This window comes from Parafrankia sp. EAN1pec, from assembly GCF_000018005.1.
GTDB lineage: Bacteria > Actinomycetota > Actinomycetes > Frankiales > Frankiaceae > Parafrankia > Parafrankia soli.
The window spans coordinates 5910749-5924470 of the sequence record NC_009921.1 but is presented as its reverse complement, the minus strand read 5'-3'; the positions used below and the strand labels follow the sequence as shown (position 1 = coordinate 5924470).

12 protein-coding genes are annotated in these 13722 nt (G+C 72.5%); 5 read left to right on the top strand and 7 right to left on the bottom strand.

Annotated features, from left to right (window positions below; translation table 11 throughout):
• The first annotated feature begins 37 nt into the window (after positions 1-37).
• Positions 38-778 (top strand): VIT1/CCC1 transporter family protein, encoded by a 741-nt coding sequence (locus FRANEAN1_RS24120; RefSeq protein ID WP_041254716.1) that lies wholly within the window; start codon positions 38-40, stop codon positions 776-778.
• A 102-nt stretch (positions 779-880) separates the two neighbouring features.
• Here FRANEAN1_RS24120 and FRANEAN1_RS24115 read toward each other — a convergent pair whose 3' ends face one another.
• The 3 genes from FRANEAN1_RS24115 to FRANEAN1_RS24105 all read right to left on the bottom strand — a co-directional run bounded on the left by FRANEAN1_RS24115 (position 881) and on the right by FRANEAN1_RS24105 (position 4403).
• The gene (locus tag FRANEAN1_RS24115; RefSeq protein WP_020462414.1) at positions 881-2380 is read right to left on the bottom strand and encodes an AMP-binding protein; all 1500 of its coding nucleotides are present in this window, start codon (positions 2378-2380) and stop codon (positions 881-883) included.
• Between the two features lie 14 nt (positions 2381-2394).
• Positions 2395-2709 (bottom strand): hypothetical protein, encoded by a 315-nt coding sequence (locus tag FRANEAN1_RS24110; RefSeq protein ID WP_020462413.1) that lies wholly within the window; start codon positions 2707-2709, stop codon positions 2395-2397.
• 200 nt (positions 2710-2909) lie between these two features.
• Positions 2910-4403 carry a TetR/AcrR family transcriptional regulator gene (locus FRANEAN1_RS24105; protein WP_020462412.1) on the bottom strand — a complete coding sequence of 498 codons (1494 nt, stop codon included), beginning with the start codon at positions 4401-4403 and terminating at the stop codon, positions 2910-2912.
• A gap of 311 nt (positions 4404-4714) precedes the next feature.
• Here FRANEAN1_RS24105 and FRANEAN1_RS24100 point away from each other — a divergent pair, with 311 nt between their 5' ends.
• Positions 4715-5182: an ester cyclase gene (locus FRANEAN1_RS24100; protein WP_049795748.1), complete on the top strand. Its 468-nt coding sequence runs from the start codon at positions 4715-4717 to the stop codon at positions 5180-5182.
• Here FRANEAN1_RS24100 and FRANEAN1_RS24095 read toward each other — a convergent pair.
• On the bottom strand, positions 5134-6006 hold the full coding sequence (locus FRANEAN1_RS24095) for an SAM-dependent methyltransferase (RefSeq protein ID WP_049796006.1): 873 nt from the start codon (positions 6004-6006) through the stop codon (positions 5134-5136). The genes FRANEAN1_RS24100 and FRANEAN1_RS24095 overlap by 49 nt on opposite strands.
• Before the next feature lie 327 nt (positions 6007-6333).
• Here FRANEAN1_RS24095 and FRANEAN1_RS24090 point away from each other — a divergent pair, with 327 nt between their 5' ends.
• Complete coding sequence (locus FRANEAN1_RS24090) at positions 6334-6867, top strand: pyridoxamine 5'-phosphate oxidase family protein (RefSeq protein ID WP_020462410.1); 534 nt, start codon at positions 6334-6336, stop codon at positions 6865-6867.
• Positions 6868-7032: 165 nt separating this feature from the next.
• On the opposite strand, the gene FRANEAN1_RS24085 is transcribed toward FRANEAN1_RS24090, so the two are convergent.
• The 3 genes from FRANEAN1_RS24085 to FRANEAN1_RS24075 form a co-directional block, all read right to left on the bottom strand.
• Positions 7033-7719 carry a neutral zinc metallopeptidase gene (locus tag FRANEAN1_RS24085; protein ID WP_049796005.1) on the bottom strand — a complete coding sequence of 229 codons (687 nt, stop codon included), beginning with the start codon at positions 7717-7719 and terminating at the stop codon, positions 7033-7035.
• 340 nt (positions 7720-8059) lie between these two features.
• The gene (locus FRANEAN1_RS24080; RefSeq protein ID WP_020462408.1) at positions 8060-9664 is read right to left on the bottom strand and encodes a sulfatase; all 1605 of its coding nucleotides are present in this window, start codon (positions 9662-9664) and stop codon (positions 8060-8062) included.
• A 265-nt stretch (positions 9665-9929) separates the two neighbouring features.
• Positions 9930-10643: a lysophospholipid acyltransferase family protein gene (locus FRANEAN1_RS24075; RefSeq protein ID WP_020462407.1), complete on the bottom strand. Its 714-nt coding sequence runs from the start codon at positions 10641-10643 to the stop codon at positions 9930-9932.
• 89 nt (positions 10644-10732) lie between these two features.
• On the opposite strand from FRANEAN1_RS24075, the gene FRANEAN1_RS24070 reads away from it, so the two are divergent.
• The gene (locus FRANEAN1_RS24070) at positions 10733-11365 is read left to right on the top strand and encodes a TetR/AcrR family transcriptional regulator (protein ID WP_157472776.1); all 633 of its coding nucleotides are present in this window, start codon (positions 10733-10735) and stop codon (positions 11363-11365) included.
• 120 nt (positions 11366-11485) lie between these two features.
• Positions 11486-13720: an ATP-dependent RecD-like DNA helicase gene (locus FRANEAN1_RS24065; protein ID WP_020462405.1), complete on the top strand. Its 2235-nt coding sequence runs from the start codon at positions 11486-11488 to the stop codon at positions 13718-13720.
• Positions 13721-13722 lie beyond the last annotated feature (2 nt).

The window sequence follows — 13722 nt, the reverse complement described above, 5'->3', positions numbered from 1 at the left end:
CTCGTCCCTCGTGAGACGAGGCGGCAACGGCGACCGAGTGGAGCACGAGCGGCCTGCGGGCGGGCGGTCGGCGAGGGCGCGGACGGGGGAGGCACATCCCTCGAAGCACTCGGCGGGCGCGGGGTGGCTGCGTCCCGCGGTGTTCGGGGCGATGGACGGTCTGGTCAGTAACGTCGCGCTGATCAGCGGGTTCGCGGGCGGGGACGCCGGGCGGCCGGCGGTCGTGCTGGCCGGGCTCGCGGGCCTGGCCTCCGGGGCGTTCTCGATGGCGACCGGGGAGTACACCTCCGTCCGCTCGCAGAACGAGGCGATGCGGGCACAGATCGAGGTCGAACGGCGGGAGCTGGCGCTGTATCCGCAGGCCGAGCACGCCGAGCTGGTCGGGTTCTTCCGCGATCAGGGGGTCGACGCGCCGACCGCCGAGTCGGTGGCCCGCCAGCTGGCGCACAGCCCGGACACGGCGCTGCGCGTGCATGCCCGTAACGAGCTCGGCCTGGATGTGGACGATCTGCCGTCCCCGCTCGGCGCGGCCGGTGCGTCGTTCGGTGCGTTCGCCCTCGGCGCGCTGGTGCCGGTGGCGCCCTACCTGGCCGGGTTCGCCTCGTTCGCGATCGCGGCCGTCCTCGCCGGGCTGGGGCTGTTCGCCCTCGGGGCCGCGGTCAGCCGCTTCACCGAGCGCTCGGCGTTCTACAGCGGCGCCCGCCAGCTCCTGCTGGGCCTGGTCGCGGCTGCCGCCACCTACGGCATCGGCGTCCTGGTCGACGCCTTCATCGCCTGACGCCTCGCTGTCACACCTGACTTCGAGGCCAGCCGCAGTGGTTCCCGCCGCGGCGGCCGGTGCGCGGCGATCCAATCGCCGCGCACCGGCCGCCGCCGGCGGTCAGGAGGAGAACGCCTGCTCGAGCTCGGTGCGCAGCACCCGGCGGAGCAGCTTGCCGTTCTCGTTGAACGGCAGCTCCGAGCGGAACTGGATGTGCTCCGGGGTGCGGCTGGACCGGAGCTGGGCTCGCACGTGGCCGCGCAGCTCGTCCTCGGTGACCTCGCCGGAGGTGACGACCGCGGCCACCACCTGCTCCCCCCAGTCCCGGTGCGGGATGCCGACGACGGCGGCCTCCTCGACGGCGGGATGGGTGATGAGCACAGCCTCGATCTCGCCCGGGGACATGTTCTCCCCGCCGCGCACGATGACGTCGTCGAGCCGGCCGTGGACGTACAGGTAGCCGCCCGAGTCGAGGTGACCCTCGTCGCGGGTCGGGAACCAGCCGTCGTTCTCGATCCGCCCGATGCCCAGGTACTCGCCGGAGACCTGCCCGCCGCGGACCCAGATCTCACCGTGCTCGCCGGTGGGGACCTCCTGGCCGCCCGGGTCGCGGATCGTGACCTCCAGGCTCGGCAGCGGCTTGCCGACCGACCCCAGCCGCGCCCGTACCTCCGGGTCATCGCTGCTGATGGCGGCCTGGTGGTCGTCCGGGCCGAGGACGGCGATCGTGCTCGAGGTCTCGGTGAGCCCGTAGGCGTTCACGAACCCCACGTGCGGGAGTGCGGTGACCGCGCGCTCGATGACCGGCAGTGGCATGGGCCCGCCGCCGTAGGAGATCGACCGCAGGGACGGCAGCCCCTGGCCGTCGGCCTCGATGACGTCGAGGATGCGGCCGAGCATGGTCGGCACCACCATCGCGTGCGTGACCGACTCCGCCCGGACGAGGTCGACCCAGGCCCGGGGCTCGAAGCTCTCGAGCTGGACGACCCGACGTCCCGAGTAGGTCGACGAGCAGGACGCCGACACCCCGGCGATGTGGTATGGCGGGACGCTGACGATCGCGACCTCGTCCTCGGCGGAACCGGCGAACTCGACCGTGGAGATGACGTACTCGGTCAGGTTGCGGTGGCGCAGCACAGCGGCCTTGGGCTCGCCGGTGGTGCCGCTGGTGAACAGCAGCACGGCGATGTCCTCGGGGTCGCCGCCCCAGCCGTCGGCCTCCTTGGCCTCGGTGTCCGCGGCGATGGCGAGCAGCTCGTCCCGGGTGACCAGGTGGATGCCGTCGATGTCGCCCAGCCGCTCGGCGACGCCGGCCCCGACGACGACGGTGGCCGGCGCGGTCCGGGTGACGATCGCGCGCAGCTGCTCGTCGGCGAGCCGGTAGTTGATCGGCACGAACGGTTTGCCCGCGATCGCCGACCCGAACAGGGTCAGCGGGACGGCGGGCGAGTTCAGGTCGATCAGCCCGACCCGGTCTCCAGGCAGGGTCTGCAGCGCGGCACCGACCCGGCGCGCCTGGTGCGCGAGTTCGGCGAAGCTCAGCCCGCCGACGCGCGGACCGAGCGCGACCCGGTCGGCCAGGCCGTCCGCGGCCATCTCCAACAGCATCCCGAGGTGCATGTGCTTGTCGCCCGTCAGTCCGAGGAGGGGAGAGGCTTGGCGTCCTTCAGCGGGAGCGGGACGTCGCCGATCGACAGCGACCCGGCGCCGGCCTTGGTGCACAGCAGCTCGAGCCCGGACTCGGGGTCGGCGAACCGCTTGCCCAGCGGGGTGCCGGCGCTGAACGCCGGGTCGAGGGTGAGCCCGGTGGGTGCCTCCGCACCGACCTCGATCACCGGGTGGCCGCCGCAGCGCAGGTCGACGGCGGCCGCCGGCGGCTTGACGACGATCACCTCGGTGTCGCACACCGTGGACTTGTAACGCGTACCCGGCTTGACCAGGGTGCTCACCCGTGTGACCTCCTCGTTCGGGCATCCCACCGCACATCCGCGCGGGGGGGCCATTCTCCTCGCACCAGACTCTCAGAATCGCCGCCGAGATGCCGTGCCACCAGCCGATTGCCGGGCACGACGGCGCCGAGAGTCACCAGACGTGAGGACGGCGGCCCCCGACGGTGACGGTGGAGGGGGCCGCCTGCGAGAAGCCGGCGTCAGGGCCGGGGGAGGTGGCGTCCCGAGGGGACGGACGCGGCGGCGGCCCGGGCGCTGTCTTGGTCGGCGCCGGCGGGCTGGGAGTCGTGGGGGCCGCTCTGGGGGCACAGGTGCGCGCGTTCGAGCACCGTGGCGACGAGGTCGACGATCTCCGTGAGCGGGCGGTCCGGCTCGGCCGCCACCATCGCCTCGGGCAGTCGCTCCAGCAGGGTGAAGAACGCGATGCTGGCGACCCGCGGATCAAGCGGATGCGACCAGCGCGCCGGGCCCAGCAGGGCGGTGTAGCCGGTGTGCAGCCGTTCGCCGACGAGCCGGCGGGCCGCGTCGAGGCGTGGGTGGCACGGCCGCCGGTCGAGCCAGGCCCGTGTGACGCCCAGGTACCGCAGGTGGAACGCGACGGCGTCACCGAGCCAGCTCCGTAGCTGGGCGGGGTCGCTCCCGAGAGTCGGGCCGATCCGCCGCAGCCGGCCGTCGAGCTCGGTGATCGTCTCGATCGCCTCGTCGCTCAGCGCCACCAGCAGGTCGAGTTTCTCGTCGAAATACTTGTAGAACGTGCCGCGCGCGTAACCCGCCTCGGTGACGATGTCGTCGACCGAGCATTGGTGGTAGCCCTTTTCGGTGAAACATCTGATCCCGGCGTCGAGAAGTCGCCGAACGGTCACCGTGGCGCGGCTGCTGAGTTGCCGCAGACGGCCATCCGGCGGCAAAGCCGGCGGCGGCCCGGCCGCCGGTGCCGGTACGGACCAGAGGCGTTCTCCGGTGCTCGGCGGGCGCGGGGTGGGGATCTCCCGGCCCAGCTGGGCGAAAACACTCACGGGGGTGTGCGGGAAAAGGATGAGCTGGACCAGCACGGCGAGGTTGTCGGTCAGGTAGTCGGTGCCCATCACCGTGCCGCGGGCGGCCGGCCCGGTGCCGGGGTGTTCACGGCCGAGCGGCGCATCGGCATGGCGCGTGTAGTTACAGCTGCTCACCAGCGCGGTCAGTGTCAGCGCCGCGTCGGCGGCGGCGAGGCCGGTCACCCCCGACGAGGTCAGCCGCTGCGCGATCCGCTCCCGGTAGGCGGCCGAGAAGCGGCTGACCAGCGGCGGTATCGCGGTGCCGGGCGAACTGATGTTCGCCCACTGCACGAACATCGTCGCGTACCTGTCGTACACCCAGGCCCACTCGCCGAGCCACCAGTGCAGATTGTCGAAGCCGAGCTCGCTGGGTTCCAGCGGGCCGATGCGGCGAACCACCCGCATGAGCGCGCCGCCGCATTCCTCGAGCAGCTCGACGAAGATCTGTTCCTTGCTCTCGAAATACTGGTACAACGTGGCCCGGGACACCTCGGCGGCCTTCGCGATGTCGTCCACCGACGTGCCGTGGAAGCCCTGGGATTCGAATAGCGCCAGCGCCGTGTCGACGATGCGCGTGCGGGTGCGTGAACCGCGTGCCCCCACCACCGGACTGGTGGGGCCGTAGCTCGCCCGTCGCAGGATCTCGTTCTCGGACATCCATGTCAGAGTATGCGAACGGATCGCGATGCTTTCCGTTCCGCGGCGCGGAACGCCGTCGCCCGCCGAAAGGTGGAATTCAGTCGGCTGGTCGGCTCCCGGCTGTCTCACCGCTCCTGGCGGACGGCGGGTCGTCGCGGAGCCTGGCGCAGCTCGCCCGGCCATCGCTACGATTTCGGCCGGCTCCGCGGCCGGCTCCGCGGCCGGCTCCGCGGCCGGCTCCGCGGCCGGCTCCGCGGCCGGCGCGTCTACGGGCCTACGGGCCTGCGGATGCATGGGCCCACGGGCGCACATGGACGAGGGGGAGGCACGTGGGCGAGGCGCTGGACACGGTGCGGCGGATGCTGACCGCCTTCGACGAGGCGGACGACGTCACGCTGCGGTCACTGCTCGCCGCCGACGTCGTCATGGAGGCGCCCGGCCCGGTCCGGCTGAGCGGGCGGGACGCGGTCGCCGACTACAGCGCCCGGTTCCTCTCCGCCTTCGCCGACCTGACGGTGCAGACTCACGTCCTGGCCGAGCAGGGCGAGATGGTCGTCGAGGAGTACACGCTCGTCGCCACGCACGCCGCGACGTTCACCACACCCGCGGGTGAGGCGCTGCCGCCCACCGGGCGGCGGGTCTCGGTGCGCATCGCCGAGGTCTACCGGGTGCAGGACGGCCACATCACGGAGAACCGCTTCTACTTCGACGCGGCCCATCTGTACCACCAGCTCACCTCTGCGCCAGCTCACCCCTCTGCCCGCTCACCCTCTGCCCGCTCACCCACCGCCCGCTGAGCCGTGACGAAGTAGCCGGCGACGGGCATCTCCGCCGGGATCGGCCGGCGCAGCTCGGTCGCCACGGTGGTGGAGTCGATCTCCCGGCCGCGCCAGCCGTGGTCACCCAGCCAGGCGGGGGAGGCCCCCTCCAGGCCGCCCTTCCACAGGTCGGCGAACTCCCCCAACGGGGGGATGTTCCGGGCCTCCTCGACCATCTCCTCGGCCAGGCCCTTCGCGTCCTCCAGCGCGAGCCGGCTGCCCGGAGCCGAAAGACGGGTGACGTCGGTGAGCAGGCGTTCGGCCTCCTCCGCGGACAGGTAGACGATGATGCCTTCGGCCAGCCAGGCAGTGGGCTCGGCCGGGCGGAAGCCGGCATCGAGGATCTCATCGGCCCAGTCCTCGGTCAGGTCGGCCGACACGGCGTGACGCTCGCACCGCGGCCCGGTCTCACCCGCGGCCAGGACCTGCTCCTTGAAGGCCAGTATGTCCGGCCGGTCGACCTCGAACAGGCGCGTCCCGGCCGGCCAGGGGAGGCGGAAGGCGCGGCTGTCGAGACCGGCCGCGAGCAGCACCACCTGCCGGACGCCCGCCTCCGCGGCGGCGAGCAGCTCGTCGTCGAAGAACCTGGTTCGCACGGCCAGATAGGCGTTCATCATCTCGGCGAGTGCGCCCAGCCGGCCGCCGGCGTCGGGTGGGATCAGCGGCAGCGCGTCGCCCGCCGCGGCCACGAACGCCGGTGCCAGCCAGTCGTCGAACAGCCGGTCCGGACGCTCGCTCTCCCCGGCCCGGATCCACGCCGTGGCCAGGGCCGTCCGTCCCACGCCCTGCGGAACCTCGTTCATGACCTCGTTCATGTATCGAACGTAGTTCAGTCCTTCCGCGGGGTGCTGACGGTCGGCTCATTGTGGTATAGGTGTGGCCTTCGTCCCGGCTGGCCCGGCCCGGGTCAGAGCGGGCGCGGTGGCCATCCGGCCCGCCCGCCGCGTCCGGACGGCGGGTCCCGCGCCGGCCGCATGCACCGGCGGATCGCGGCGACAGGCCCTGCCTGCCCCGGTCTGGCCGGGCCTACGGTGGCCCAGGTACCGAGGGATCACCCCGGTACCGGACCAGAGCCGTCTCGGCGACGCCGCCCGGCGCCCCGGCGGCGACCTACGACCACGGAGGCCGTCATGACGCGGACCGACGCTCCTGCTCCGGCGACCATCGGCGCTCCGCTGGGCTCCGGTGCTGCGCAGCGCACCAGCGACCGGGGGAGCATCCCCCGGTCGGGCATCCCGCGTGACCACGCCGGCTTCGGCGTCCTGACCTTCGACATCTGCGTGCGGCTCGTCGCCGGCGAGCGGATTGGCCGGGTCGCGTTCGTCGCGGACGGCGAGATCCTGGTGCTCCCCGTGAACTACATCGTGGACGGCAACACCGTCGCGTTCCGGTCCCGGGTGGGCTCGAAGCTGTCCGCCGCCACCAACCACAGCGTCGTCGCCTTCGAGGTGGACGGCTACGACGCCACCGTCGGCGTCGGCTGGAGCGTGCTGATCAACGGGTGCGCGGAGGCCGTCCGGGAGGACGCGGAGATCGCCCGGCTCGAGGCCAGCGGGCTGGCTCCCTGGTCGGTGAACCTGGAGCGGCCGAGCTGGGTCCGCATCCACTGGGACTCGGTCTCCGGGCGGACCACCATGCGTCCGCCGACCGCCGACGAGTGCTGAGCCGCCCGCCGAGCCGCGCTCTCGGGCGGCCGCCGAGCCGGCCCCTGGGCCGTCCGTCGAGCCGGCCGCCGACCCGGCGGCGGGGACGCCGGGGCCGGCGGTGCCCCCGCGCGGCCGGTGTCCCCGTGCGGGCTGTCAGCCGCCCGCGCGCCGTCAGTCCCGCCGTCAGCCTGTGACGCTGCCGTTCGGGGACTGGCCGATGCGGTGGCAGGTGGAGATGTCCTGCTGGTAGCCGAGGTCGAACGCCTGCGCCCGCTGCATCGGCGTGCCGTGGGCGTCGGGCGCGGACGCCTCCTGGTCGAACCAGCCGCCGCGGGTGTCGCCGAGGCTGAAGAAGAGCATCGAGCCGTTGACCGCGTCGGTCGAGGTGAGCCGGCCCGCGTCGACCGCGGAGCGGGCCTGGCCACCGGCCAGGCAGTCCGCCTGGTTCTCCTCGGCCCGGGACACCGCGCCGAGGGTCCCGCCGATCCGGTCACCGCGGTGGCCCAGCTCGTGCATGATCACAAACGCCGGGTAGGACGGGCCGCCGGTCTGGTCGAGCTGGGCCATGAAGTCGGTGCTGTACGCGACCGTGTCGTCGGTCGTGCAGTAGAGGGCGTTGTCGGCGAACACCTTCGGGTCGGTGACGCCGTCCGCGCACGCGATCTTGGGAATCTCGCCGTTGCGGTAGGGGACGTAGTGCGGCTGGGTCCACGCAGCGCCCAGATGGGCGCGCCAGTAGCCGTTCACCGACCCCGGGCACTCGGCGGGCTCCGAGATCAGCGTGTCGACATCCGCCAGGGTCCCGATCTTCCCTCCGCAGGACGGGGTCTGTGCCCAGGCCGCCGAGGCACCCGTCGGAGGGATGCCCAACCAGCCCGCAAGCAGAAAGAGCGAAAGGGCGAATACGGCCGCAACGGCCTTTCTGGCGCGCACGACGGCCACCGTAGAGGTCATTTCGGCCATCTGGGGCGGGCCGGTCGACTCCGTGGCACACCCGTCGTCGCCGGGATGGCCGAAATGGGTGTGCCCGTATTTCCCGGATTACCGGTTCAGCCTGGACAACGCCGTGCGGGTGACCTTCGCCATGCGGTCCGCGGCATTGTGTGACGGTCGTCCCGTACCCGCTCCGGGAGGCACCGACGGGTCATCCGAAATCCGCTCCGGGTCGGGCTGCGACCCCGCCCGGAGCGGATTTCGTCCCGACCCGGGCTTACGTCCGGCAGGTCGCTCCGGCGCATGCGGCGAGCGTGTCCAGACGGCTGTCGAGGCGTGCGACGAGCTCGGCGTTCGCCGCCCGTCCCGCCGGGGTCGCCAGCAGGTTCGTGAGCTCGTAAGGATCGTTGGACAGGTCGTAGAGCTCGCGCTCGTGGACCACGGTCCGGTCCGTGTCGTACCAGCGCACATACGTGTACCGGTCGGTGCGCAGCCCGCTCCAGGCTGGGATGTCCAGGTAGTGGGCGACCGGGTCGGTGGCGGCCGCCACGATCGGCTGGCCGGGCACCTGCTCGGCGGCGATGCCGTCGTCACCCTGGCCGCCCGGGCCGGCGTACTGGCCCAGCAGGTCCGAGCGCCACTGCGCCGGGTCCTGTCCGCGCAGCAGCGGCGCGAGTGACATGCCGTCGACGTCCGCCGGGACGGGCACCCCGGCCAGCTCCAGGAACGTCGGCGCGATGTCGATCGCGGCGACCATGTGGTCGTCGGTTCCCCTGGTCACCCCAGGCCCGGCGACGACCAGCGGGACCCGCAGCGACTCCTCGTACGGCGCCATCTTGTGGATCAGCCGGTGCGCGCCGAGGTTGTAGCCGTTGTCCGAGGTGAAGACCAGGTAGGTGTGGTCGAGCTCGCCGGTGTCGCGCAACGTCGTGACGATGTCGCCGACCATGTCGTCGAGCGCGAGGAGCGATCCCATCCTGTTCCGGTAGTCGTTGTCGTTGATCAGGTTCACCTGGGCGCTGCGGACCCCGGCGCTCGTCCGCAGCCACGCGGGCTTGTCGCTGACGTCCGGCTCCTGGTAGTTGGGCGAGCGTGGCGCGAGATCGTCCGTGAACGGATTGTTGCTGTCGCGCGGCGCTGGCGGCAGCGGCAGGTGCGGGGCGGTCGAGGCGGTGTAGAGCATGAACGGCTCGTCCTTCGCCGCCGCCCGCTCGAGGAAGTCCACCGACTTCGCGGCGACGACGTCGGTGGAGTAGTTCGCGGGATCGGACGGGCCGCCGTAGTGCACGATCGTCCCGTTCTCGTTCAGCGCGTAGTTGTAGCCGGTGTAGAAGAAGTTGTCGACGCTGCCGTACCACTCCGTCCAGCCCGGAGGAACGTGGTCGGGCGCGTCCTCGATGCCGTTCATGTACTTGCCGACGAGCGCGGTGTTGTAGCCGCTGTCCTGCAGGTACTTCGCGAAGGTGCGCTCCTCGTTGCCGTTCGCCGCGAACGTCGCCCAGCCGCCCTCGTCGCCGCTGTTGGTGAGCACCCCGGTGTTGTGCCCGTACTTTCCGGTGAGCAGCGACCCGCGGGCCGGGCAGCAGATCGGGGTGGGCGCGAAGCTCTCGGTGAAGGTCAGGCCGGCGTCGCGGATGAGCGCGGCCGTCCTCGGCATCGCCTCCCAGTAGGGCGAGGTGGTCGCGTCGAGGTCGTCGGCGGGGATGAAGACGAAGTTGGGCCGCTGCGTGTCGGCTGCCAACGGCGTGGCCGACAGCCCGGGCGGCGTCGATGGCTCCGGGCCGCCCGCGGCGGCGAACACCGCCGCGCCGAGGGCCGCGACCAGGAGGCTGGCCGTCCCGATCCGGGCGCGTGTTCCGAGCGGCCGATGTCGTCCGGGCACAGAGCACTCCCTTTTCCGTGGTTGCGTCCGGCCGGGATTCGTGCGCACCGGCCGTGGCCGCGCCGGCGGGCGGCGGCCGGCCCATCCTGGCCGGCGCGGATTCGAGAAAGGCGAACGGAACATGTGCCCGGGATGTGAGCGCGCACAGCGTGCCCGCAACAGTTCCACGAACCGGTGAACCCGTGGACCCGTTTGGCCCGCGAATCCGCAAACTAGTTCTGTCGAGGAATTCGTGAGTCGATGCGCTCAACCCGGTACATGGCGTTCAGGCATGTGGGTCCGGCCCGCGGTGGTCCGTGGCGTACGCGTCGACGTACTCCTGGCCCGAGTGGTCGGCCAGCACCCGCATGAGCTCGTCCGTCATGGATCTGATCACCATCCGCTCGGTCAGCGCGGGGCAGCCCGGCGGCCCGTCGGCGAGCACGCGGCGGTACCGGGAGAAGTCCAGGGGACGGCCGACGATGATCTGGACCCGCCCGCGCCGCCACCGGCGCCGGCCGCGCGGGCTCACGGCCTCGGTGCCTTTCATCACCACCGGGATGACCGGTGCCCCGGTGGCGAGCGCGACCCTGGCCACCCCCGTCCGGCCCCGGTAGAGCCGGCCGTCCGGCGATCTCGTGCCCTCGGGGTAGATCCCCCACGCGCCGCCGGCATCGAGGACCCGGACCGCCACGGCGAGTGCCCCCGCCGCCGCGACGCCACCGCACCGGTCGACCGGCACCTGCCCGGCGGCCGCGAAGAACCAGCGGACCAGCCGCCCCCGCATCCCCCGCCCGGTGAAGTACTCCTGCTTCGCCAGGAACGTGATCCGTCGGGGGACGAGGCGGACGAGGAAGAACGAGTCGGCCACGGCCAGGTGGTTGCCGGCCAGGATGACCGGCCCATGCCGCGGGATGTGCTCCGCGCCGGTGACGGCCGGACGTCCCAGCAGGCCGAGCAGCGGCCCCACCACCAGCACCTTGATCAGCCAGTACGCCATGCGCCCGCGCCCTCCTGGTCCATCCGGCCGGCGGGCGGCGTCCCGCCGAGTAGACACTGTCTACCTCGGGGATGGTAGACACTGCCTACGTGACGGGTGAAGGGGCGCTGCGGCGCCGGCTGGTCGAGGTGGGCACGGCGATGCTCGACGAGGGCGGGACAGCCGCCGTCAGTCTGCGGGCGATCGCGCGGCAGGCGGGTGTCTCGCACGGCGCGCCCCGGCGGCACTTCCCCACCCACGCGGCGCTGCTCGCGGCGATCGCGGCCGAGGGGCTGGCCGATCTCGCCTCCCGTCTGGCCGGGGTCCGGGCGGCCGGCGAGGCGGCCGGAGCCTCCCCGCACGAGTGCGTCGTCGACGCCGGGTCCGCGTACGTCCGCTTCGCTCGCGAGCGGCCCGCCATGTTCGAGCTGATGTTCCGGCACGACATCCTGGTCGGGGCGGGGGAGAACCTCCGTGAGCGGAGCCTGCCGTTGTTCGACGCCTGGACCGATCTCGTCCGGGCCGCGCTGCCCGCGCCGCCCGCCGGAGCGGGCGCGGGCGCGGGCGCGGACCCGCCGGAGCAGGTGCGCAGGCGGGCACTGCTGGCGTGGACGCACCTGCACGGCATCGCCGTGCTCGCGGCCAACGAGAGCCTGGGGCTGGTCACCGCATCACCCGATCCCACCGAGCTGGTCGTCGAGGCGATCGGTGTCCACCTGTGCCCGGATGCGGGGCCGCGCTGATCCACCTGCTGCCGGTGCCGAGACTGTGGGCGAGGATGAGCGGATTCCCGACATCGCCTTCTCGACATCGCCTTCCCGACATCGCCACGGGCGATCACCGAAGCCCCGGAGTGACCAGCCGTGTCCCGACCCGCCGCCGCGCCGTTCCAGCTCGCCGTGCTCGAGGCCGTCCTCGAACGGATCACCTACGCCAACGAGGAGACCGGGTACACCGTCGCCCGCGTCGACACGGGCCGCGGCGGCGACCTGCTGACGGTCGTCGGCGCGCTGCTCGGAGCCCAGCCCGGCGAGTCGCTGCGGATGCGCGGGCGGTGGGGCTCGCATCCCCAGTACGGCCGCCAGTTCCAGGTCGAGGACTACACCACCGTCCTGCCGGCCACTGTCCAGGGCATCCAGCGGTACCTCGGATCAGGCCTGGTCAAGGGGATCGGGCCCCGGTTCGCCGAGCGCATCGTCGAGCACTTCGGCGTCGACGCGCTGGACGTCATCGAGACCGAGCCGGCGCGGCTCATCGAGGTTCCGGGTCTCGGCCCCAAGCGGACGAAGGCGATCGCCGCGGCCTGGGAGGAACAGAAGGCCATCAAGGAGGTCATGGTCTTCCTACAGGGCGTGGGCGTCTCGACCTCGCTGGCGATCAAGATCTACAAGCAGTACGGGGACGCCTCGATCGGAGTGGTGCGCACCGAGCCCTACCGGCTGGCCGCCGACGTGTGGGGCATCGGGTTCCGCACCGCGGACACCATCGCGCAAGCGGTCGGCATCCCACACGACAGCCCGCAGCGCATCAAGGCCGGGCTCGCGTTCACCCTCTCCGAGGCCACCGACAGCGGCCACTGCTTCCTGCCCGAGACCCGGCTGATCGCCGACGCCGTGCGCATTCTCGGCGTCGACACCGGCGCGGTGATCGAGGGGCTCGGCGAGCTGATCACCGAGGAGGGGGTGGTGCGCGAGGACGTCCCCGGCGAGGACCCGGAGCAGCCGGTCGCCGCGGTGTACCTCGTCCCGTTCCACCGCGCCGAGATCTCCGTCGCGGGGCAGCTGCTGCGCCTGCTGCGGGCCGACGAGGACCGCCTCGCCGCGTTCGCCGCCGTCGACTGGGAGAAGGCGCTCGGCTGGCTGCACACCCGTACCGGGACCGAGCTGGCGGCGGCGCAGCGCGAGGCGGTCACCCTCGCTCTCACCTCCCGGGTGGCGGTGCTGACCGGCGGGCCCGGCTGCGGGAAGAGCTTCACGGTGCGCTCGGTCGTCGAGCTGGCCCGCGCCCGGCGGGCGAAGGTCGTCCTCACCGCCCCGACCGGACGGGCCGCCAAGCGGCTCGCCGAGCTGACCGGCCACGAGGCGTCGACGGTGCACCGGCTGCTCGAGCTGCGCCCCGGCGGCGACGCGGCCTACGACCGGGACCGCCCGCTCGACGCCGACCTCGTCGTGGTGGACGAGGCGTCCATGGTCGACCTGCTGCTGATGAACAAGCTGGTCAAGGCCGTCCCGCCGGGCGGGCACCTGCTGCTGGTGGGCGACGTCGACCAGCTTCCCTCCGTCGGCGCCGGGCAGGTGCTGCGTGATCTGCTCGCGTCCGGCACGCCGATCCCGCACGTGCGGCTGACCCAGGTGTTCCGCCAGGCCAGCGAGTCGGGCGTGGTGACCAACGCGCACCGCATCAACCGCGGGGACCATCCGCTGGTGCGCGGCCTGGACGACTTCTTCCTCTTCGTCGCCGAGGAGGCCGAGGACGCCGCCCGGATCACCGCGGAGGTGGTGGCGCGGCGGATCCCGGCCAAGTTCGGCCTCGACCCGCGGCGCGACATCCAGGTGCTCGCGCCGATGCACCGCGGCCCGGCCGGCGCCGGGGCGCTCAACATCGCGCTGCAGGAAGCACTCACGCCGAGCCTGCCGGACCGCCCCGAGCGCCGCTTCGGCGGCCGGGTGTTCCGGGTCGGCGACAAGGTCACCCAGGTGCGCAACAACTACGACAAGGGCGCGAACGGGGTGTTCAACGGGACGCTCGGGGTAGTCACCGCGCTCGACAACGACAACCAGACCCTGACCGTCCGCACCGACGAGGACGAGGACGTCGACTACGAGTTCACCGAGCTCGACGAGCTGACCCACGCCTACGCGGTGACTATCCACCGTTCGCAGGGCAGCGAGTACCCGGCCGTGGTCATCCCGCTGACGACCAGCGCATGGATGATGCTGCAGCGCAACCTGCTGTACACGGCGGTGACGCGGGCGAAGAAGCTGGTGGTCCTGGTCGGCTCGCGCCGGGCCATCGGGCAGGCGGTCCGCTCGGCCGGCCACGGGCAGCGCCACACCGCGCTCGCGCACCGCCTGCAGTCCGCCGGGCGCTCCGGATAGCT